17 protein-coding genes are annotated in these 21,349 nt (G+C 70.9%); 8 read left to right on the forward strand and 9 right to left on the reverse strand.

Going from position 1 to position 21,349, the window contains the following annotated elements:
• Positions 1-34: 34 nt before the first annotated feature.
• Positions 35-310 carry a hypothetical protein gene (locus HHX37_RS15975; protein WP_117408449.1) on the reverse strand — a complete coding sequence of 92 codons (276 nt, stop codon included), beginning with the start codon at positions 308-310 and terminating at the stop codon, positions 35-37.
• A gap of 196 nt (positions 311-506) precedes the next feature.
• Here HHX37_RS15975 and HHX37_RS15980 point away from each other — a divergent pair, with 196 nt between their 5' ends.
• Positions 507-878, forward strand: a complete 372-nt coding sequence (locus tag HHX37_RS15980; protein WP_182885895.1) for a phage holin family protein — start codon at positions 507-509, stop codon at positions 876-878.
• A gap of 34 nt (positions 879-912) precedes the next feature.
• Here the strand turns inward: HHX37_RS15980 and HHX37_RS15985 are convergent, their stop codons facing one another.
• Complete coding sequence (locus tag HHX37_RS15985; RefSeq protein ID WP_182885896.1) at positions 913-2,241, reverse strand: MFS transporter; 1,329 nt, start codon at positions 2,239-2,241, stop codon at positions 913-915.
• A 168-nt stretch (positions 2,242-2,409) separates the two neighbouring features.
• Between HHX37_RS15985 and HHX37_RS15990 the strand changes: the two genes are divergently transcribed.
• Positions 2,410-3,498, forward strand: coding sequence for a LacI family DNA-binding transcriptional regulator (locus HHX37_RS15990; RefSeq protein ID WP_310740396.1), 1,089 nt, complete (start codon positions 2,410-2,412; stop codon positions 3,496-3,498).
• On the opposite strand, the gene HHX37_RS15995 is transcribed toward HHX37_RS15990, so the two are convergent.
• Entirely contained in the window at positions 3,434-4,711 is a 1,278-nt protein-coding gene (locus HHX37_RS15995; protein ID WP_182885897.1) for an MFS transporter, read from the reverse strand. The two genes, HHX37_RS15990 and HHX37_RS15995, sit on opposite strands and share 65 nt — an antisense overlap.
• A 70-nt stretch (positions 4,712-4,781) precedes the next feature.
• Here HHX37_RS15995 and HHX37_RS16000 point away from each other — a divergent pair, with 70 nt between their 5' ends.
• A complete protein-coding gene (locus HHX37_RS16000) occupies positions 4,782-5,786 on the forward strand; it encodes an ArsR/SmtB family transcription factor (protein ID WP_182881408.1) in 1,005 nt (334 codons plus the stop codon).
• A gap of 17 nt (positions 5,787-5,803) precedes the next feature.
• Here the strand turns inward: HHX37_RS16000 and HHX37_RS16005 are convergent, their stop codons facing one another.
• The 3 genes from HHX37_RS16005 to HHX37_RS16015 form a co-directional block, all read right to left on the reverse strand.
• Positions 5,804-6,697 (reverse strand): carbohydrate ABC transporter permease, encoded by an 894-nt coding sequence (locus HHX37_RS16005; RefSeq protein WP_182885898.1) that lies wholly within the window; start codon positions 6,695-6,697, stop codon positions 5,804-5,806.
• Positions 6,694-7,587 (reverse strand): carbohydrate ABC transporter permease, encoded by an 894-nt coding sequence (locus HHX37_RS16010; RefSeq protein WP_117408444.1) that lies wholly within the window; start codon positions 7,585-7,587, stop codon positions 6,694-6,696. The genes HHX37_RS16005 and HHX37_RS16010 overlap by 4 nt, the downstream gene beginning before the upstream one ends.
• Positions 7,588-7,675: 88 nt before the next feature.
• Complete coding sequence (locus HHX37_RS16015; protein WP_182875420.1) at positions 7,676-8,962, reverse strand: ABC transporter substrate-binding protein; 1,287 nt, start codon at positions 8,960-8,962, stop codon at positions 7,676-7,678.
• Positions 8,963-9,192: 230 nt separating this feature from the next.
• On the opposite strand from HHX37_RS16015, the gene HHX37_RS16020 reads away from it, so the two are divergent.
• On the forward strand, positions 9,193-11,094 hold the full coding sequence (locus HHX37_RS16020) for an ABC transporter ATP-binding protein (protein WP_182885899.1): 1,902 nt from the start codon (positions 9,193-9,195) through the stop codon (positions 11,092-11,094).
• A gap of 120 nt (positions 11,095-11,214) precedes the next feature.
• Here the strand turns inward: HHX37_RS16020 and HHX37_RS16025 are convergent, their stop codons facing one another.
• A complete protein-coding gene (locus tag HHX37_RS16025) occupies positions 11,215-11,613 on the reverse strand; it encodes a MerR family transcriptional regulator (RefSeq protein WP_117408441.1) in 399 nt (132 codons plus the stop codon).
• A gap of 166 nt (positions 11,614-11,779) precedes the next feature.
• Here HHX37_RS16025 and HHX37_RS16030 point away from each other — a divergent pair, with 166 nt between their 5' ends.
• The 4 genes from HHX37_RS16030 to HHX37_RS16045 all read left to right on the forward strand — a co-directional run bounded on the left by HHX37_RS16030 (position 11,780) and on the right by HHX37_RS16045 (position 16,750).
• Entirely contained in the window at positions 11,780-13,465 is a 1,686-nt protein-coding gene (locus HHX37_RS16030; protein WP_259406474.1) for a pentapeptide repeat-containing protein, read from the forward strand.
• Between the two features lie 45 nt (positions 13,466-13,510).
• Positions 13,511-14,422, forward strand: coding sequence for an aldo/keto reductase (locus HHX37_RS16035; RefSeq protein WP_182881402.1), 912 nt, complete (start codon positions 13,511-13,513; stop codon positions 14,420-14,422).
• A gap of 106 nt (positions 14,423-14,528) precedes the next feature.
• Entirely contained in the window at positions 14,529-15,410 is an 882-nt protein-coding gene (locus HHX37_RS16040; RefSeq protein WP_182885902.1) for an RNA polymerase subunit sigma-70, read from the forward strand.
• Positions 15,411-15,508: 98 nt separating this feature from the next.
• Entirely contained in the window at positions 15,509-16,750 is a 1,242-nt protein-coding gene (locus HHX37_RS16045; RefSeq protein WP_182885903.1) for an MFS transporter, read from the forward strand.
• 87 nt (positions 16,751-16,837) lie between these two features.
• Here HHX37_RS16045 and HHX37_RS37730 read toward each other — a convergent pair whose 3' ends face one another.
• Entirely contained in the window at positions 16,838-19,528 is a 2,691-nt protein-coding gene (locus HHX37_RS37730) for a ricin-type beta-trefoil lectin domain protein (RefSeq protein WP_182885904.1), read from the reverse strand.
• Between the two features lie 1,157 nt (positions 19,529-20,685).
• On the reverse strand, positions 20,686-21,330 hold the full coding sequence (locus HHX37_RS16055; protein WP_182875413.1) for a TetR family transcriptional regulator: 645 nt from the start codon (positions 21,328-21,330) through the stop codon (positions 20,686-20,688).
• Positions 21,331-21,349: the final 19 nt, after the last annotated feature.

Here is a 21,349-nt window from a genome sequence, read left to right on the forward strand (position 1 = left end):
AGATGAGAGGTTGCTGAGCAGGGGCGGAGTGCGCTCAGGCGTCGGGGTGTCTCGACAGGTAGTCGACGTAGACCGGCCGGAGCGCGTCGCCGAGCTCGCCCTCGCCCGCCGCCATGGCATCGCTGAGCAGCGCCGACACTCTGCTGAGGTCGTTCGCGGTCTCGTCGGTGTTCCCGCTGGCCGCCTCGGCCGCCGGGATGACCTTCAGCAGATCCCACAGGAAACCCAGGTCACCGTGTCGCACGGCGTAGCGCACGGCCCGGTCGTGCAGCTCCTTCGCGGGTAGCGACTCCAGCTCTTCCACGTCCATTCGATCTCACCTCCGCAAGGAGGGTTTCCCCGATGTTTGCCGCTTATACCCGGCGCCGGGAGAAAGGCGTGCCGGGGCCCACCCCCGCCGGGCCGCCGCGCCCGGTCAAGCCGGGGGGAACCGGGCGTACGGCTCCGGCCGTTCCCCGGACACGGAAACCGCGCACTCTTTGCCGCACCGTGGAAGGATCGTGGACGTGAAGGTCATACTCAAGATCGTTGTGGTGGCCGCGGCCCTGTGGGCGTCCACCAAGCTGGTTGACGGCATCACCGTGAGCGCCAGCTCCACCGCCAAACAGATCGGCACCCTCCTCGCGGTCGCGCTGATCTTCGGTCTGGTGAACGCCGTCATCAAGCCGGTCATCAAGACCATCGGATGCGCGTTCTACGTGCTCACGCTGGGCCTGTTCGCCCTCGTGGTGAACGCCGCGCTCCTGCTGCTGACGAGCTGGCTCGCCGGGCAGCTCGACCTTCCCTTCCACGTCAGCGGATTCGTCGCCGCCTTCTGGGGCGCCATCGTCGTGGGCGTGATCAGCTGGGTCCTCAACATGATCCTCGGCGACGACTGACCTCGCCGCGGCCCTTCCGGCGACGGGCCGATCCTCAGACGGGTGCGGGGCGGGCGGCGAGCACGCCGACGGCCAGCTGGACGACGCAGGCGCCCAGCCCGGCGAGCAGGGGCACGGTCCAGCCGCCCGAGACCTCGTGGAGCACGCCGATCGCGAGCGGCCCGAGCGCGGCGAGCAGGTAGCCGCCCGTCTGGGCGACCGCCGACAACGCCGTCACCGAGGCCGGATCCGGCGCCCGCACCGTGATCACGAGCAGGGCGAGGGCGATCGCGGCTCCCTGCCCGAGGCCCAGGACGACCATCCACAACCAGGGCGCCGTCGTGGGCGCGAGCAGCAGTCCGGCGTATCCGGCGATGACCAGCAGCATGGCGGCGACGACGTGCGGCACCTGGGAACGCGCACGTCCCGCGTGCAGGGGGACGATCAGCGCCGCGGGGATCTGCACGAGGTTCGTCAGGCCCAGCAGGTATCCCGCCTGCCCGGCCGGCAGACCGGCCGCCTGGAAGATGGTGGGCAGCCAGGCCAGCATGACGTAGAAGGTCAGCGACTGCAGGCCCATGAAGGCGGCGACCAGCCAGGTGGCGCGGGCGCGGAGCAGGGCGAGGTATGGCCGCCCACCGGCCCGCCCGTCCCCCGTCGCCGGGACCTGCCCCTCCCCCGTCGCCGGGATCCGCCGTACTCCCGGAGCCGTCGCCCGGGCGCCGGCCCTCCGGTTCTCCGCGGCCGGGACCTCCGCCGATCCCGCCGGTGCGACCGGGGCCGGATCCGCCCCCACGCGCGGCGTCCGGCGTACGGCGCCCGGCCGGACCGCGACCACCGCCCACAGAGCCGCCGCCAGCAGCGCGAGCGGCGCCGCCGAACCGGCCGCCGTCCGCCAGCCGAGACCGTCGGTCAGTGGGACCATGACCGCCGAGGCCAGGGCGGCCCCGCCCACCATGACCGAGACGTACAGGCCGGTGAAGAGGCCGATCCGGCCGGGGAAGTGCTGCTTGACCAGCCCCGGCATGACCACGTTCATGACGGCGATCGCCGCGCCGGCCAGCGCGGCCCCGCCGTACAGGGCGCTCACCCCGTCCGCGCTGCGCAGGGCCACACCGGCAGCGAGGACGAGCAGGCCGGCCAGCAGGGTGCGGTCGAGCCCGATCCGGGTGGCCAGCACGGGTGCGGCCGGGGCGAGCAGGCCGAGGCACCCCACCATGACCGTGGTGATGGCGCCGCCGCCCGCGGGGCCGAGGCCGAGGTCGCGCAGGATCGTGGGAAGGATCGGCGACACGCCCGCGAGCGCGGGCCGGAGGTTCAGCGCCGCCAGGACAAACCCGACTATCAGCAATACATCGCCCCGATAGCCAACAATCCCCCTCATCACCCGCGAAACCCTACCGTCGCGGCTCAAAGCCGACCTCGGCGACCGCCGGGTGCCGGACCTGCGCCCCGCCCGACCGAGCGGCGACCGGACACGCCGATGGAGTCGTGGCGTGACGGCGTGCTGACAACGTTGTCCAGACGTCGTGGAATGGGAGATGATCCCTGCGTGGGAGAGACCAGACGCGGCCGTCCGACCATGAACGACGTGGCCGCCGCGGCCGGCGTGGCGCTGAAGACCGTCTCCCGCGTCGTCAACAACGAGCCCGGCGTGAACGCGGCGACGGCGCTGCGGGTGCACGCCGCGATCGACCGGCTCGGCTACCGCCGCAACGACAGCGCGCGGACGCTGCGCCGCGGCCGTACGGCGAGCATCGGCCTGGTCATCGAGGACGCCGCCGACGTCTTCTACTCCAGTCTCAGCCGGGCGGTCGAGGAGACCGCGCTGCACCACGGATGCCTGCTGTTCACCGGGTCGTCCCAGGAGGACGCGGCCCGGGAGCGCGACCTCGTGCTCGCCTTCTGCGCCCGCCGGGTGGACGGGCTGATCATCGTGCCCGCCGGGACGGACCACACCTATCTGGCTCCCGAGTTCGAGGCGGGGACCAGGGCGGTGTTCGCCGACCGGCCGCCCGGCGCGGGCTGCGAGGCGGACGTCGTCCTGTCCGACAACGTGGGCGGAGCCCGGGCGGGCACGGCGCATCTGATCGCCCACGGTCATCGCCGCGTCGCCTTCCTCGGCGACCTTCCCAGGATCTTCACGGCCGCCGAGCGGCTGCGCGGCTACCGGGAGGCGCTGGCCGCCGCGGGCCTGCCGTACGACGAGGGCCTGGTGGCCATGGGACCGGCCGAACCGGCGCGGTTGCGGGCCGACCTCACCCGGCTGCTGGGGGCGTCCGACCCGCCGACCGCGTTGCTGACCGGCAACGGCCGGACCACCGTCGAGACGCTGCGGGCGCTGGCCTCGATCACCGGCTCCGCGACCGGCCCGGCGACGACCGGCGCCTTCCCGGACCGCGCGCCGCCCGGCCTCGGCGGCCTCGCCCTGGTCGGGTTCGACGACTTCGAACTGGCCGACCTGCTGGGCGTGACCGTGGTGGCGCAGGACCCCGCCCGGCTCGGCCGTACGGCGGCCGACCTGCTGTTCCTGCGCCTGGCCGGGGACGACGGCCCGGTCACCCGGTTCGAACTGCCTACCCGGCTGATCCCGCGCGGCTCGGGCGAGCGCCCTCCCCCGCCCCGCCGGGACCGCGGCTGACACCGGGACGCGCGCCGCCACGCAGGTGCCGGCGCAGCACGACCACGGCGGCGACGGAAGCGCAGCCCGTCAGCGCGATGGCGAGATGGGCGGGCACCACCTCGGCGAGCGCCCCGGCCGCCGCGGCGCCCAGCGCCTGGGCCGTCATCACGCCGGAGGTCTGCAGGCCGAACGCCTGGCCCCGGGCGTGCGGCGGCACCGCGTCGAGGAACCGCCGCTGCAATCCCAGGTTGTAGGCCAGCCCGGCCCCCGAGAGCGCCGCCAGCACCGCCGCTCCCGCGACGCCCGGCCGGACGGCGAACCCGAGCAGCGGCACGCCGAGCACGAACGCCAGCGGGAAGGCCAGCCGTTCCCGCAGGGCGGGCGCGGCGAACCGGCCGACCACGAACTCCCCCGCTCCCATCCCCGCCGCCGCGGCGGCGAGGACGATCCCCACGCCCGGCGCCGATCCCTCGTCCGTCAGGTACGGCAGGTAGACGGCCTCCGCCCCGACGGAGAGCATGGCCGGCAGCCACCCGGCCAGCAGCAGCCCCCGGACGGCCCGGTCGGCCAGCAGCGCCCGGTTGACCCGCAACGTCGTCCGTACGGCCCCGGCCTCCCGCTCGCCCCTCGTGGCCCGCGCCGGGCGATCGCGCAGCCCCAGCCGTACGACCACCGCGCTGACCAGTGACAACGCCGCGGTGATCAGCAGGGCCCGGGCGGGACCCGACACGGCGAGCAGGCCGCCGCCGGCCGCCAGGCCCGCGATCTGGGCGCCCGCCGCGGTGGTGCCGAACACCGCCCGGCCGAGCACGTACGCGTCGCCGACCAGCACGTCGGGCAGCACGGCGGCGCGGGCGGCCGAGAACAGCGGCGTGGGCACGCCCGCCGCGAACACCAGCGCGAGCATGACCCCGATCGGCAGGTCGCCGAGGCCGAGGACCAGGCACGTGGCCACGCGCAGGAGGTCGCCCGCGACCATGAGCGCACGCGGGCGCCACCGGTCGGCGAGCGACAGCAGGAACACGCCACCCGCGACCTGCGGCAGAAACCCGATCATGTACGCGAGCGCCGCCAGGCCGGGCGACCCCGTCCGCGCGTAGACCAGAACGGAGAACGCGAGCATCTTCACGGTGTCGCCCAGGACCAGCAGCAGCTGGCTCCCGAACAGCACCCGGAACTCCGCGACGGCGAAGCACGCCCGGAATGTGGATCTGTCCTGGCCCGGTGTCATGGCCACCTCCCGGCGACCATGCTCGGCACCGGGCCTCCGGCCGCGCCAATCCTTCGGAAATGGCCGAAGAATGGACGTCGTGTACCTGATCGAGGTCGGCCCCCAGGACGTCGCCGCCAGCCGGTTCGCCATCTCCCCGCTGAACGAGACCATGCACGCGATGTGGATGCTGTCCGGGCGGCAGCAGGCGGGCGCGCACGCGGCCTGGGCCGCCGTGGCGCGTCCCCGGTTCGCCCGGCTGCTCACCGCGAGCGCGGGAGCGCGGGCGCTGGTGGCGCTGTTCCGGCAGGGGGCCTACAACGCCGACTTCATCGCACCGCCGCCGGCGGGCGTGAACGTCTCCTTCGCCGAGGAGATCGCGGCGATGCGGGCCACACCGCTGGACCGGGCGCGCACCGAGATCGCGCTGTCGCTGGACGGACGGCCGCCGCCGTCCGACGAGATCATGACGGTGCTGGACGACGAGCACGTCGTCGCGTCGCTGGCCGACGGGCTGGAGCGTACCTGGACCGACCTGGTGGCGCCGGAATGGCCGCGTTTCCACGCCGTCCTGGAGCGTGACGTGATCCAGCGGGCCGGGCGGCTGGCGACGTACGGGTGGGCGGCCGCGCTCGGCGACCTCGGCCCGCGGGTCCGCTGGCGGCCGGAACCCGGCCGGATCGAGGTCGGGGCCCCCGGCAAGGGGGACGAGCGGCACCGGCTGGACGGCCGGGGCCTGCTGTTCCTGCCCAGCGTCTTCGTACGGAACGTGATCGCCTATCTCGACGACGCCTGGCCGTACGCGCTGGTGTATCCGGCGCGCGGGGTGGCGGCGGGGCGCCCGCGGGCGGGCGGCGCCGCGGCGCTCGCCGGGCTGGTCGGCCGGTCCCGGGCCCGGATCCTGGCCGAGCTGGAGACTCCGGCGACCACGACGCAACTCGCCGCCCGCCTCGGGCTGGCGCTCGGCACGGCCGGCGGCCACGTGGGCGCGCTGCGCGCCGCCGGGCTGGTGGCCGGCACCCGCGTCGGGCGGCAGGTGCTCTACCGCCGCACCCCTCTCGGGGACGCCCTGGTGGCCGGTGCCCCCGCTCTGTGACGACCGGCCCCCGAGCGTCAGCCCTTGAGCGCGCCGGCCATGAGGCCGCGCATGAAGAACCGGCCGAGCAGGACGTACACGACCATCGTGGGGATGGACGCCAGGATCGCCGCGGCCATCTGCTGGCTGTACGGCGTCGTCACCGCGCCCGCGATGTTGTTGAGCATGACCGTGGTCGGCCACGAGGTGGGCCCGGTGAGGAAGACGGCGAAGAGGAAGTCGTTCCACATCGAGGTGAACTGCCAGATGATCACCACGGCGAAGGCCGGGCCGGAGACCGGCAGCACGATCGACCAGAGCGTGCGCAGCATGCCCGCGCCGTCGACGCGGGAGGCCTCGATCAGCTCGTCGGGGATCGTCACGTAGTAGTTGCGGAAGATCAGCGTGCAGATCGGGATGCCGTACACCACGTGGGCGAGGACCAGGCCCGGGATGCCGCCGTAGAGCTGCACGCCGAGCGCGTCGCCCAGGTCCACCATCAGCTGCACCAGCGGGATCATGACGCCCTGGTACGGGATGAACATCCCGAAGAGGAACAGTGTGAACAGCACGTCGGCGCCGGGGAAGCGCCACTTGGACAGCACGTACCCGTTCAGCGACCCGAGGGCGGCGGAGATCAGCGACCCGGGGACCGCGAGCAGGAAGCTGTTGACGATGCCCGGTTCGAGCTTCTCCCAGGCGACGCTCCACGCCTCGGTCGTCCAGACCTTGGGGAGGTTCCACGCCTGGGCGGGGTCGGCCTCGCTGAGCGGCTTGAAGCTCGTGACCAGCAGCACGTAGACCGGGATCAGGAAGACCAGGACGAACAGCAGCAACAGGACGAGCCGCACCCACGTGCCCGCCCTGCCCTTCTCGCGGGCCGGGGCGGCGGGCGCCGTACGCGGGGCCTTCCCGGCGACGTGGGCGGTCATGAACGGTTCCCCTTACGGGCGTTCCAGATCAGGTAGGGCACGACGAAGATCACGACGGACAGCACGATGTAGGACGCGATCGTCGCGCCCTTGGCCGGGTCGTGCGAGTCGTAGACCGCCGTCCACATGAACGTCGCGGGCACGTCGGTGATGATCTGCTTGCCCGACACCGCGACGACGAGGTCGAAGACCTTCAGCGAGATGTGGCCGAGGATGATCAGCGCGGAGAGCGTCACCGGGCGCAGCATCGGCAGCACCACGTGCCGGTAGACCCCCCACTCGCCGCAGCCGTCCACCCGGGCGGCCTCCCGCAGCTCGTCGGGAACGCCGCGGAACCCGGCGAGGAACAGCGCCATGATGTATCCGGACATCTGCCAGACGGCCGGGATCGCCATGGCCGCCATGCCCCAGTCGGGATCGCGGAACCACTGCCACTGCAGGAAATCGAGCCCGATGTAGTGGAAGAGCCGGTTGAGGCCCACCGCGTGCTCGCCCGTCGCGCTGTTCATCAGCCACCGCCACACCACTCCGGTGGCGATGAAGGAGACGGCCATCGGGAACAGGTAGACGGTGCGGAAGCCGCCCTCCGCCCGGATGCCCTTCTCCATCAGGAACGCGAGGAGCCAGCCGAGGACGAGCGCGCCGGCGACGAAGACCAGGGTGAAGACGATCGAGTGCCGGACCGACAGGCCCCAGCGCTCCTCGCCCCAGATGCCGGTGAAGTTCTCCAGCCCCACGAACCTGCCGGGGATCTCCGCGATCTCGTTGTGCTTGTCGGTCATGGCGAGCTTGAAGTTCCAGCCCAGCAGGCCGTACACGAAGACCGCGATGAGGATGATCGACGGCGAGACCAGGAGCAGCCCCGGCAGCCATCTGCGCACCCGCGTCACTTGCGCCTCTCAGAAGTCAAGCACGGCCCACGCCGCGCCGGCCGGAGCCCGGCGGCGGTCACGGCGTGGGCCGTACGGGGAGATCAGCTCACTGGCCGCTGTTCTTGGCCGCCGCGACCAGCGCCTGCTGGAACTTGGCGACGTTCTTGTCCTGCTGGAACAGGCCGACCGCATCGGTGATCGCGGTACGCCAGGTGTCGTTGGCGACCACGCCGTGCTGGATGGAGCCGGCCAGCTTGTCGGCGGACCACTGCTCCAGGCTCCAGCCCAGGTAGTCCTTGTAGAGCGACTGGTCGGCGTCCTTGCGGGCGGGGATCGAGCCCTTCAGCGGGTTGAACGCGTCCTGGCCCTCCTTGCTGGCGGCCACCTTCAGCCACGCGATCGCGCCGTCGCGGTTGGGCGCGCCCTTCGGCAGGGTGAAGCTGTCCGACAGCCACATGAACGTGCCGTCCGTGCCCGGGGACGCGGCCCAGTCGAAGTCCTTCTTCGACTCCTTGCCGAGACCGCCCTCCGGCGGGTTGTGGAAGTAGCCGTAGGCCCAGTCGCCCATGATGTTGAAGGCGGCCTCGCCGTCGGCGACCTGCTTGGCCGCCGGCTGCCAGTCGTCCTGCGGGGTCCCGGCGTACGACAGGATCGTCTTGAAGTTCTCCAGCGCCTTGGTCACGTTCGCGTTGGACCAGTCGGAGGTGGCCGTCCACAGGGCGTTGTAGGCGTCGGTGCCGAGCGAGCCGAGCAGCACAGACTCCAGCAGGTGGACGAGCGTCCACTGCGAGCCGATCGACAGGGGGATCTTGCCGCTCTTCTTGACCTTCTCCAGGTCGGCGATGAACTCGTCCACCGTCTTCGGCGCGCCCGAGATCCCGGCGTCCTTGAGGACCGAGGGGTTGAACCACAGGACGTTCGACCGGTGGATGTTCACCGGCACGGAGTAGACCTGGCCCTCCACCGTGATCTGGTCGATCAGCTGCTGCGGCAGCACGTCCTTGAGCTTCAGCTCGTCGTAGAGGAAGTTCAGCGACTCCAGCTTGCCGCTCTTGATGTAGCCCTGGAGCTCGGCCCCGGCGTGCCCCTGGAAGGTGTCCGGAGGCTGGTTGGCCTGCAGCTTGCTCGACAGCAGCGCCCTGGCCTGGTCGCCCGAGCCGCCGGCCACGGCCGCGTCGAAGAACTCGAAGTTCGAGTTCTCCTTGGCGAAGATCTCGCGCATCGCCTTCAGGCCGTCGGCCTCACCCGGGCCCGTCCACCACGAGAAGACCTCGACCTTCTTGTGCGCGGCCGGACCACCCGCGGTGTCCTGCTTGTCACCGCCGCCGCACGCGGAAAGGGTCAGCAGGCCTGCCACCGAGACCGCGACGGCCGCCATCCACCGTCGTCTCATCGCAACATTCCCTTCAGGCTTTTCGCGAGGATTTCGGGCTCCCCGAAGACACATATGGCTGACAACGTTGTCAGCACAGCCCATCCACCCACTTCCACGGGCACGCCGTCAAGTTTGTCCCGATAACGTCTCTGCATACGGAGGTTGGCGGACTGTTAGGGACGTGCGTCAAAGGGAGCGCCGCGGCCGGAGCCCGCGAAATTGTCGGTACGGGCGCACACACTGCTGGCATGACGGTCACACAGCAGGGGGGACATGACCATCTGTCCGAGGACGACCTACCTGATCTGGAGGAGATCGAGTCACCTCAGTGGGCCCGGCACTACGGCACGATGGCGGGGCTCAGCTTCCTGACCGTGGCGCGGCGGCTGCCCGGCCTGACCCGCCAGGCCCTCCGCATCGCGTGGGAGGCGAGCCCCCGCGACACCCTGGCCACCATCGCGCTGAGCGTGCTCGGCGGCGTCTTCACCGCCTTCGGCCTGCTGGCCACCACCGGCGTCCTGACCGCGCTGCTCCAGGCCGGCCCGACCCCCGACCGGGTCCGGGCCGCGCTGCCGAGCCTGCTGCTCGTGGGTCTCGCCGCCACCGTGCGCACGGCGGTGCAGGCCGCTGCGGGCTGGGCCGAGTCACGGCTGTCACCCCAGGTCAGCCGCATCACCGAGCGACGGCTCTACACGCTGACGAGCCAGGTCGAGCTCGTCTGCTACGACGATCCGGAGTTCCACGACGCGCTGCAGCGGGCCCGCATGCGCGGCATGGTGGCCGACTCGATCGTGCGCACGGCCATCGACACCGTGTCCGCCCTCGTCGGGCTCGCGGCCGCGGCGAGCGTGCTGGGCGTGCTGCACCCCGTGCTGCTGCCGCTGCTCCTGCTGGCGGTGCTGCCCGACGCCTGGGCGGCGGTCCGGTCGGCCCGGATGAACTACACGACCAATCTGCAGCTGATCTCGGTCCACCGCCGCAAGTGGATCATCGAGGAACTGCTCGCCGACAAGCACACCGCGGCCGAGGTGCGCACGTTCACCATGCGCGGTTTCCTGCTCCGCATGTTCGACAAGGTCGCCATGGGCGAGCAGCGGGCGATGCTCGCGCTCGCGCGGCGGCAGACGTTCGCGCGGGTCCTGGGCGAGGCGCTCGGCGGCGTCGGTCAGGGCGTCGTCTACGTCACGCTCGGGGTGCTGCTGGTGATCGGCGCGGTGCCGCTCGCGGTGGCCGGCACCGCGGTGCTCGCCATCCGGACCGGCCAGGCGTCGCTGGCGAACCTCCTGTACGCGACGAACCGGCTCTACGAGGAGGGCCTCTACTTCACCGACTTCCTGGACTTCGTCGCGCACGCCGAGAGCAGGGTCCCGCCCCTCCGCGAGCGGCAGGCCCCGGAACGCTTCGAGCGCATCACGGTCGAGGACGTCACGTTCACCTACCCCGCCACGCCGGCCCCGGCCCTGCGCGGGGTGTCGGCCCGCGTCGAGCGCGGGGAGGTCGTGGCCCTCGTCGGGGAGAACGGCTCGGGCAAGACCACCCTCGCCAAGATCCTCGCCGGGCTGTACGAGCCGGACGGAGGGCGGGTGCTGTGGGACGACGTCGACGTGAGCGAGGTGGATCCTGACAGCCTGCGTCGCAGGATCGCGGTCATCGCGCAGGACCACACCCGGTGGCCGCTGACCGCCCGCCACAACATCACGATGGGCATGCAGAGGGGCGAGGACGAGGTGGTCCGCGCCGCCGAGGTGGCGGGCGCCGACCAGGTCATCGCCGAACTGCCGCACGGCTACCGCACCCTGCTGGACCGCCGGTTCAAGAACGGCCACGAGCTGTCGGGCGGCCAGTGGCAGCGCGTGGCGGTGGCGCGCGGCTTCTACCGCGACGCGCCACTGCTGATCTGCGACGAGCCCACGGCGGCCCTCGACGCCCGGGCCGAGCACGCGTTGTTCGACCGGATCAGGCGACACGCCGACGGGCGGACGGTGCTGCTGATCACGCACCGGCTCGCCAGCGTCCGCTACGCCGACCGCATCTACGTGCTCGACCACGGCCTCGTCCGCGAGCACGGCACGCACGACGAACTGATCGCGCTCGACGGGCTCTACGCCGAGCTCTACAACCTCCAGGCCGAGGCGTACCGGGCCTCCTGAGCCGGCCTTACAAGCCGCCCGCCCGGCCCGCCACGAGCGGGCCGGGCACCAGCGGGCCGGGCACGAGCGGGCGCAGCCCAGCATGGCCGGTCACGCACCTGGACCGGCCCGGTCCGGCCCTCAGGAGGCCTGCTCGCAGTCGGGGAGCATGGCGCGCATGGTGAGCACGTCCTTGTAGTACTGCATCTTCCGCTGCACCCCGCCCTGCTTCTGACGCAGGTCGGCGATCTGGGCCTCGACCTTCCGGTCGTGCTCCTCCAGCAGCGCGATCCGGTCGGCGATGGTGTGCTCGCCCTGCCGTACGAGCGCGGCGAAGCGCAGCATCTCGGCGATCGGCATGCCGGTGTCCCGGAGGCAGCGGACCATGCCGAGCCAGCTCACGTCCTCCTCGGTGAAGCGCCGCTGGCCCGACGCGTTCCGGCCGATCGGCTCCAGCAGCCCGATCCGTTCGTAGTAACGAAGGGTGTCGAGGCTGAAACCGGTCTCCTCGACGACCTGTCCAGGTGTGTACACGGCCACGCCATTGATCCTGTCACAGCGGATGCCGTACCGCCGCGAGCGGTTGTGTCTGTAGGCGGTTCGCAAGCGGATCGCAAACAGTTCCCCATATAACGGGTGCTGTTCAACGCCTTTCCCGGGACCTGCTCCGAAAGGCGGCGCTTCCGAAGGAGACAGTGAGACAGAGATGCCCGGCCTTCCCCGCCTACTCGCCGGCATGGCACTCGCCGCCGCCGTCGTCCTGCCGGTGGTCCTGGTCTCGCCGGCCTCCGCCGCGCCGCTCCCGTGCCGTCCCGGCAGTGGCCCGAAACTGGCCGGGCGGGATCTCACCCGGGCCGCCCTGCCCGCCGACCTGTCCTGCGCCGACCTGCGCGGCGCCACGCTGGACGGGCTGTACGTACGCGTCCCGCTCACCGGGGCCGACCTGCGCGGAGCGTCGCTCAAGGGGACGCATCTCGGGAACGCCCAGATGGCCGGGGTCAGGCTGGGCAAGGCCGACCTGTCCGAGGCCGAGCTCTACTACGCGGACCTGCGGGGCGCGGACCTGCGCGGGGCGACGATGGACGACTCCTCGCCGTACGGCGCGCACCTGGAGGGCGCCGACCTGAGCGGAGCCACGCTGACGCGGGCCAAGGCGTACTCCGCCCAGTTCGACGACGCGAAGCTGGTCGGCACCGACCTCACCGACGCCGACGTCTACGGGGCCGACCTGCGCCGGGCCGACCTCACCCGGGTGAAGGCCCCGAAGGCCCGGCTCTACGGCGCCACCCTGATCAAGGCCGTGTTGCGGCGGGCCGACCTCCGGGACGCTCAGCTGTACGGGTCGGTGATGGACGGCGCGGACTTCCGGGACGCCGACCTCGGCGGGGCCGACCTGCGTGACGTGCGGGGCGCCCGGCTGACCGGGAGCACGGGCATGCCGAAGGACCTGCCCGCTCCCGGCGCGGCGTGCGAGCCGGGCGAGGGCCAGCACTACGCGGGGTGGGACCTGACCACGGTCACCGACTTCCCCGACGACCTGAGCTGCGCCGACCTCACCGGCGCCAAGCTGGACGGCCTCGACCTGGGCAGCGTCAAGCTCAACCGGGCCGTCCTGCGGGACGTCTCCGCGGCCGGGACGACCTTCCGCTCCCTCAAGGGCGCGGACCTGACCGGCGCGCACCTGCGACGGGCCGCGCTCGGCAGCGCGGACCTCACCGGGGCGAACCTGACCCGGGCGGACCTCTCGGAGGCCGCGATGAGCAGCTCCGACCTGACCGGGGCCACACTGACCGGCGCCGATCTTCGCGGGGCGGAGATGACCAGCGTCACGGCGGACCAGGCCGACTTCACCGCCGCGCGGATGGACCGGGCACAGCTCAACAGCGGCAGGCTCCGGGAGGCGGTCTTCCGCAAGGCGACGCTGACCGACGCCAGCCTGCAGTCGGCCGAGCTGCGGGGCGCGACCTTCCAGGACGCCGAGGTCACCGGCCTGGAGGTCGACTACGCGGAGGACGCCGACCTGTCCGGGTCCACCAGCAGGCTCGGCGCCGGCTGGGTCGTCTTCTTCGGCATCGTGGGACTGATCGTCTTCTGGATCGTCCTCGGGCTGGTCGTACGCGGAACCCGGCGGAGGAAGGCCGCCAGGAAGCAGGCCGCGGAAAGGGCCGTCCGCTTCTCGGACGCCCGGAGCGTGCAGGAGGAGAACGTCACGCGGCTGGGAGAGGAGATCGATGGCGCAGCGGACAGAACCGGCGAAATCGACTGGAACGCTGCCCTGGACGCCTACGACGCGGCGAAGGAGGCGCTGGCGACCGCCCACGACATGGACGACCTGAAGGACGTCGAGACGATCGTGGCGCGCGGCCGGAAGGCCCTCACCCGCCGCCGGTGAAAGCGGCTTGCGCTGGAGTGCGCTCCAGGCGGCAGGGTGATCGGCATGAGAATCGCTCTGGGGACGATCCCCTTCGGGACAGCCGTGGACGAAGAGACCTCTTTCGCCATACTCGACCGCTTCGTCGAAGGCGGCGGAACGATCCTCGACACGGCCAACAACTACCCCTTCTGGATGGACGGCGCGACCGGGGACGAGAGCGAGGCCACCATCGGCCGGTGGCTCGCCTCCCGCCGCGACCGGGACGCGGTGGTGATCAGCACCAAGTGCGGCGCCCGCCCGTCCGTGCCCGGCGCCCGTACGCTCGACGCCGCCGAGGGCCTGTCCGCCGGTGTCGTGCGGGCCGCGATCGAGGGCAGCCTGCGGCGCCTCGGCACCGATCACGTGGACGTGTACTGGGCCCACATCGACGACAGGACGACGCCGCTGGAGGAGACCGTCGCCGCCTTCGACGAGGTGGTGCGGGCCGGCAAGGCCAGGGAGATCGGCGCGAGCAACCACGCCACCTGGCGGCTGGAGCGGGCCCGCACACTGGCGGCCGCGCGCGGCGGCACCCGGTACGGCCACGTGCAGCTCCGTCACTCCTACCTCCGTCCCCGCCCCGGCGTACGGCTGCCCGAGGGCGGCCACACCCTGGTCACCGAGGAGCTGCTCGACTACGTACGCTCCGAGGGCGACCTGAAGCTGTGGGTCTACTCCACACTGCTGGCGGGCGCGTATACGGCCAAGCCGCTGCCCGAGCACTACGACCACCCGGGCACCACCAGGCGGCTGGCCGTGCTCGACGAGGTGGCGGGCGAGATCGGCGCGACGCGCAACCAGGTCGTGCTCGCCTGGCTGCGCGCGCAGGACATCCTCCCGATCGTCGGGGTCAGCTCGGTCGCCCAGCTGGAGGAGGTCATGGCCGACGTGAAGCTCGACGACGACCTGCTCTCCCGCCTCGACGCCCCCGTCTGACCCCCACCGGCCCCGGCGCGGGACCTCTCCCGCCGGGGCCGCTCAGCCCGATCCGGCACCGGGCCGGCCATGCCGGCCCGGGTGATGAGTTGTCGCGCCCGCACCCGTGCCGGCGTTCTCGGGGCTGGCGGAGCGGCACCGGCGGGAGCTGCACGTGCACTGCTACCGGATGCTCGGGTCGTTCGAGGACGCCGAGGACACCGTGCAGGAGACGTTCCTCCGTGCCTGGCGGCGGCGGGAGACCTTCGAGGGGCGCTCGACGTTCCGGGCCTGGCTGTACCGGATCGCCACCAACGCCTGCCTGGACCTCCTCGCCAGGGGCCGCCCGGAACCCGCGACCGGCGGCGAGGTGCTGTGGCTGCAGCCGTACCCGGACCGGCTGCTCGACGAACTGCCCGCGGGCGACGCGGACGAGCCGGAGGCCGTCGCCGTCGCGCGGGAGACGATCGAGCTGGCGTACGTGGTCGCGGTCCAGCACCTCGCGCCGCGCCCGCGGGCCGTGCTGATCCTGCGGGACGTGCTCGGCTGGCCGGCGAAGGAGGTCGCGGAGCTCCTCGGCGACTCGGTCAACTCCGTGAACAGCGCGCTGCAACGGGCCCGCGCCGGGACGCGCGAGCTGGTGCGCCGCTACACCGAGGCCAGCGTGGCCACGGACGTCGACGGGCTCGCCGCCCTGCTGCGGGACGACGTCCGCTGCTCGATGCCGCCCACGCCGGGGCTGTGCGTCGGCCGCGACGCGGTGGTGAAGGACTGGGTCGAGAGCGGCTTCGAGAGCATGAAGCACCTGCGCGCCGTCCCCACCTCCGTGAACCGGCAGCCCGCCGTCGCCTTCTACCAGTGGCGGAAGCGGGAGGGCGCGTACCTGCCGCTGACGATCGACGTCCTGCGCGTCACCGGCGGGGCGATCACCGAGATCGTCACGTTCCACGACGACCGGTTTCCGCGGCTCGGGCTGCCGGAGCGCCTGCCGGCGGACGGCACGGAGTAGTCCCGGCGCCGGACCGGCTGACGGCCGTCGGTTGGCTCCCGGTCCCGGACGGGTGTTGGATCGACCTCTGTTCGCTTGGGGAGAGGCGGGGGCGGCCGATGGCGCGGGGGCTGGGACGGGACTTCGCGTGGTTGTGGGGGGCCTACGCGGTGAGCTCGCTGGGGACATGGCTGGCGCTGGACGCGTTTCCGCTGATCGCCATCCTGGCCCTGCACGCCGGCGCCGCGCAGGTGTCCCTGATCGCGGCGGCCGGCGGAGCCGCCGGCGCCCTGCTGGCCGTGCCGCTCGGCCCGTGGATGGAGTTCCGGAGGAAGCGGCGGCTCATGATCCGGGCCGACCTGGTCCGCTTCCTGACGCTGCTGACCGTGCCGGTCGCGTACACCGCAGGCGCGTTGACGTACGCGCACCTGCTCGTCGTGGCCGTGGTCGTCGCCCTGGCCGACATCGTCTTCGTGGGGGCCGGCGGGGCCCACCTCAAGGCCCTCGTGCCCAAGAGCCACCTGATGGAGGCGAACGGCCGGTTCGAGATGGTCATGTGGACGTCCACCGCTGTCGGCCCGCCGGCCGGAGGCGCGCTCATCGGGATGCTCGGCCCTGTCGTCACGGTCGCCCTGAACGCGGCCAGCTATCTGCTGTCCGCGCTGGGGATCCGCGCGATCACGGCTCCCGAGCCGGACCCACCTGTCCGCCGTACGGGCACCTCGCGCCGGGCGGAGATCGCCGAGGGGTGGCGGACGATCGTCGCGGACCGCGGGCTGCGCGTCCTGTTCGCGAACACGGTGCTCGTCTCCGCGCTCATCATGGCGACGGCTCCGCCGCTGACCTTCCTGATGCTGCACGATCTCGGCCTGACGCCGCTGCAGTACGGGCTCGCCTTCGGCGTTCCCTGCCTGGGCGGCATTCTGGGTTCGCGGATCTCCCGCCCGCTCGTCCGCCGGTTCGGGCAGCGGGCGATGCTGCTGACGTTCGGCGTCGCGCGGGTGCCCTGGCTCGTCGGGCTCCCGTTCACGGGGCAGGGCCCGGCCGGCCTCGCGCTGATCATGCTGGTCGAGTTCGGCCTGATCACCTGCATGGGCGTCTTCAACCCCGTCTTCGCCACCTACCGTCTCGAACGGGTGGAGGACGGCAAGGTGGCGCGGGTCCTGACCGCCTGGACCATCACCTCGCGGACGACGACCGCCACGCTCACGGCCGTGTGGGGCGTCCTGGCCGGCCTCGCCGGCGCCCGCGCCGCGATCGCGATCGGCGTGGTGCTGCTCGTCGCGACGGCCGCGGTACTCCCGTGGCGTACCCCGTCTCGCGACGCCGCGCCCGCCCTCGTCGCCACGTCTGCCGACTGACGCCTGCCGGACGACCTCGATCTGTGGAGCTGTGCGGGCCGCGGGCGGTGCGTGTACGACCGCCCGCGGCCCGGTCAGGACCTCACGTCAGCTGCGCAGGGTCCACTTCTGGTTGTTTCCGCCGTTGCAGGCCCAGAGGATGAGCTTCGTGCCGTTGGCGGTGCCGGCCGCGTTGGCGTCCAGGCACAGCCCGGACTGCACGCCGGTGATCGTGCCGTTGGAGTTGACGTTCCACTGCTGGTTGGTCTGGCCGTTGCAGTCCCAGATGATCGCCTGGGTGCCGTTCGAGGTGCCCTGGCCGTAGGCGTCCAGGCACTTGTTGCCGAGCACCTGCAGCTGCTTGCCCGAGGTGTACGTCCACCGCTGGTTGGTGCCGCTCCCGCAGTCCCACAACTGCACCTGGGTGCCATTGGTGGTGCTGGAGTTCGGCACATCGACGCACCGGTTCGACTGGCCGCCCACGATCTGGACGCCCTGCTGCGGGTTGCTACCGCCGTTCCCCTGCCTGACGAGCGACTTCGACTCGGCCGATCGATTGCCCTGGGCGTCGACGACGTAGAGCCGATACTCGCCGTTCGACGCCGGAACGGCGATGGAGGTCGCGGTTCCGCTCGCCGTGGTCATCGTGTTTCCGGCGGTGAAGTTGGTCGTACCCGAAGGAGCCAGCCAGACCGTCTTGCTCGCGTCGCCGGCGCTCCGGATCGGAATCGACGTCACACCGGCGGCGACGAACGTGCTGGCGGGCAGGACGTAGTCCGGCAGGGAGAGATTGCTCTGCGGGACGATGTTCCGGTACGCGTCCTCGAGTCCGGAGTTCACGGCGATGCCGTAGGCCTGCGACGGCCAGACATAGTCGGAGTACACGAGGATGTCCTGGACCGTGCTGTTCGGCAGGTTCTTGTTGGAGACCTTGTTGATGGGGCCGTAGGTCTGCGTGATGCTCAGGTCGTGCTTACGCCCGAAGTCGTCGGAGTTGATGAGCCACGTGACGTTCTTGTCCACGCTCAGGACGTTGTCGCGGAAGGTGATGTTTCCCGAGCCCTCGTCCGGGTGGAGTCCGTACTTGTGACCGGAGGGGACGCCCTGCAGATAGTTGTTGGTGATCGTGGTGCCCGGCTGGTTGCCCAGCGTGTAGATGGGCGCCGTGTCGCTCAGCCGCTGCACCGTGTCGATGAAGTGGTTGTAGCTGATGGTGTTGTTCCTCGCCGTGGTGGTCGGCCGGTTGGGCGCGATCGAGCCTGACGATCCGTCGAAGTTCCACCACCCCCAGCCGAGCGTGATACCGGACCACGGGGTCTTCTCGATGCGGTTGTGCTGGATGGACAGGGTGTCGGCGAAGTACGCCGAGATGGGGCTGTGCCCGTTGAACAACACGGCGCTGTCGTAGATGTAGTTGTTCTTGATCTCGATGTTCTTGGGGGCGCCCTCGACCTGAACGGGATACTTCTCGCGGTTCGACGAGGTGTAGTCCCCGATGTAGACATGCTGGGGGTGGCCCACGTCGATGGCGGATCCGGCGATGTCGTTGGTGTAGTTACCGATCAACTGGGTGTTCACCACGTCGTTGGCCAGGGTTATTCCGTCGACGCCGGTGTGCTGAATCCGGTTGTTCTGCAGGACGAGCCCGTCGGCGTTCTCGATCTGGATCATGCCGGGCGCCAGGTCGACGTTGCGGTAGTAATAGGCGTGGAAGTTCTGCTTGGCGTACACCTGTGCGCCGAGATTGCCCTGCTGGGCCTGCTTGAACACCGAGCCGGCCACGTTGAACAGGTTCCAGTCGGAGTGCTGGACCGTGAGGCCGGAGAACGTGATGTTCTTGGCGCGGTTGGTCGTGGAGGTGCCGGCGACCTTGATAAGGGTGGACACGTTGTTCGGCGCCCAGACCGCGGCGGTCGTCATGTCCTCCGAGCTCGCCTTGTAGTAGTACAAGGTCCGGCTCGTCTTGTCGAAGAAGAACTCGCCCGGCGCGTCCAGGAACTCGTAGGCGTTCATCACCTTGTGGCTGCCGCCGACCTGGGCGTTGCCGTTGAAGGCGCCCTGGGCGATGGCCGCTCCCGGCTGCTGGAACAGAGCTATGCGGTTCGAGCCCTCGGTGGTGACCTGCCGGACGCCCACGATGGCCGTGGTCCAGGTCGTCGACGTCTCTATCTCGATGTCGTCCTGGTTGGCGGCGACAGCGGGGAAATCACTGAGGCTGTACTTCGCCCCCGCGCACTGCGAACCCGATTCCCACGCCCAGGACGCCTGCCCCGCCGTGATGTTGTAGGTCCCGTAGCATCCGGCCGAATTCATCGTCTTCGAGGCCATGTACGCCCGCTTGTCGTTGACATAGAGCGCACGGAGCTTGTTGCTGCGATTCAGCGGGGCTTTCCAGATGTTGCCGCTGTGCTGCGTCCATCCGGTTACCTGGACGCCTCCGCTGAGGATCGGCGTCTCGTTCTGGTACGCGGCGTAGATGACCCGGTAACCATTCGTGCCGGAGTCGGCGGGCGTGAAGTCGATTGTGCTGCCGACCGGATAGTTGCCCCCGCGGAGATACACGTAGATGTCGCCTGACATGCCGGCGTTCACCGTGCGGACGACGTCCCTCGCGCGCTGCAGGGTTTTGAACGGCGACGCTATCGTTCCGGGGTTCGCGTCGTTTCCGTCGGGAGCGACGTAGTAGGTTGCCTGGGTCGCTGCCGAGGCCGGGCCTGCGAAGGTCGGCAGCAACACGGCGGCGACGAACACCGCAAGCGCTGCTAACGCCTTCCCAGTGGTGGACAGGGCTGACTTCACGCTCTGTTCCCTTCGCTGGTTCCGAGCATATTTTCGCCGCGCGATCGACCCGCCACAGGAGAACTCATCGGGGGTGTGCCACTGCGCGGGTGTGGCACCTGTCTTGTGGTCGAGGACTTCGATCGGAGGGCCGTGCGTCTTTCCGGGCCGAGGAGCCGGCCGTCCTCACGGCATGCGCGGCCATAACACGCCCTAAGAATCCGTGGCAGACATAGCGTTACCGACTGTGACGTCGTAACGTATGACGTATGCCGTCTGATGTCGATGGGTAATGTGGCATTTTGAGGGGTGTCTCGCAAGAGTCGACGGAGCGTGGGAAGGCCCGCCTTCGCCCACCCCGGCGCCATAAGGCAAAGTGATCGTTCGCGACATGGTGAACTTCACACGCGTCGCGGCTGGATGCCGCCGGTCACCCGAGCGGCACGCCCTGGCAGCTCGTGGGCACGATCTACCAGGTCAGGGGCAGGCGTATCCGGTGACGCGCCGGTTGCCGGCGGCCCGGCGCGATCCGCCATGCGGAGCCTGCGACACCCCGGATCGCCGCCGGATCAGCCCGTGTTCCGGGACAGGCCGAGGCAGCGAACCGCCCACATCAGCAAGTGGTGGATCACGTGCAATGGTGAAACTTTCAGCGGCGATGTGATCACACTCGCCGACCCGCTCAGTCTCCCCCGGTCACAGAGCGGAGGCGTCGGCCAACCCACGCCGCCGAGGTACCGCCACCCCGCCTCACCCGCCGTGCGCCCTGTACGGCGGGCGGCCCCTGGCCCGAGGGACTTGACAGGAAGTCAAAGTTGAATACTATTAGTGATGCGTAGCCCACTCGGGGTTACGAAGTGAAGCCGGGTTAACCTCCGCAGGTGGTGGCCCGGCTTTCGCGTGTTCAGAGGTCACGCAGGCTCACAGCCCACGTACGAAAGCGCATCCCCCAAGCCGACAGTTCCGGGGTCCTCGCCTCGCGCCAGCGTCCTCGCCGTACTGCTCACCACTACGTCCGCCACCCACAGGAGCGGCTCCTTCGCGACCGCGGCATGCCCGTATACGAAACGTGGCGGCCGGCCTGCCGCAACTCTCAGGAGCCGATGCGCCTTCAGGGTGCACAACCCCCGCCGCTCCGGGTTCGGATCGCGGGTTCTTCAGAGCGTCCGGACAGGCGCCTAGTGAAGGTGGTCGGAGAGGTAGCGGCGGACGAGGCGTTTGCATTCGGCGATGAGGTCGGGGTCGCCGTCCGGGTGGGCACGGAAGGCCAGCTTGAGCACGGCGTCGGCGGCCTCGACGGCGACCACGAAGGCGCGGGACAGGCCGTCGCCCGGCACGACGCCGAGCACCTCCACCATCATCGAGCGCAGCCGGTCGGCCACGACCACGTTGTTCTCCAGGGCCTCGTCGAGCATCCGCTGGGTGCCGGGCAGGGCCGGGCCGCCGGGGGCGGCCAGCACCTCGCCGAAGTCCACCACCCCGAAGCCGGGCATGGTGCGCTTCATCCGGACGAACTCGTCGATGCCGAGGTCGACCGCACCGGCCCAGTCGGACAGCCGCGCGTCGGACAGCAGGGTCGCCATCCGGTCCAGGTAGGCCTCCAGGTTCCGCAGCGCGAGCGCGCGGACCAGGCTCTGCTTGTCCGTGAAGAACTGGTAGAAGGTGCCGATCGGCACCTCGGCCCGGCGGGCGACCTCCTTGGTCGTCAGCGCCTCGTACCCCACCTCGTCGAGCAGCCCGGCGCACTCGTCGAGCATGCGCTCCACGCGCTCCTGACTGCGGCGCTGGGCGGGCCGCCGGCGCAACGTTCCCCCTGTGGTCATGCCGCCATTGTCTCCCGCC

This window comes from Microbispora sp. H10885, from assembly GCF_014161415.1.
Taxonomy (GTDB): Bacteria; Actinomycetota; Actinomycetes; order Streptosporangiales; family Streptosporangiaceae; genus Microbispora; species Microbispora triticiradicis.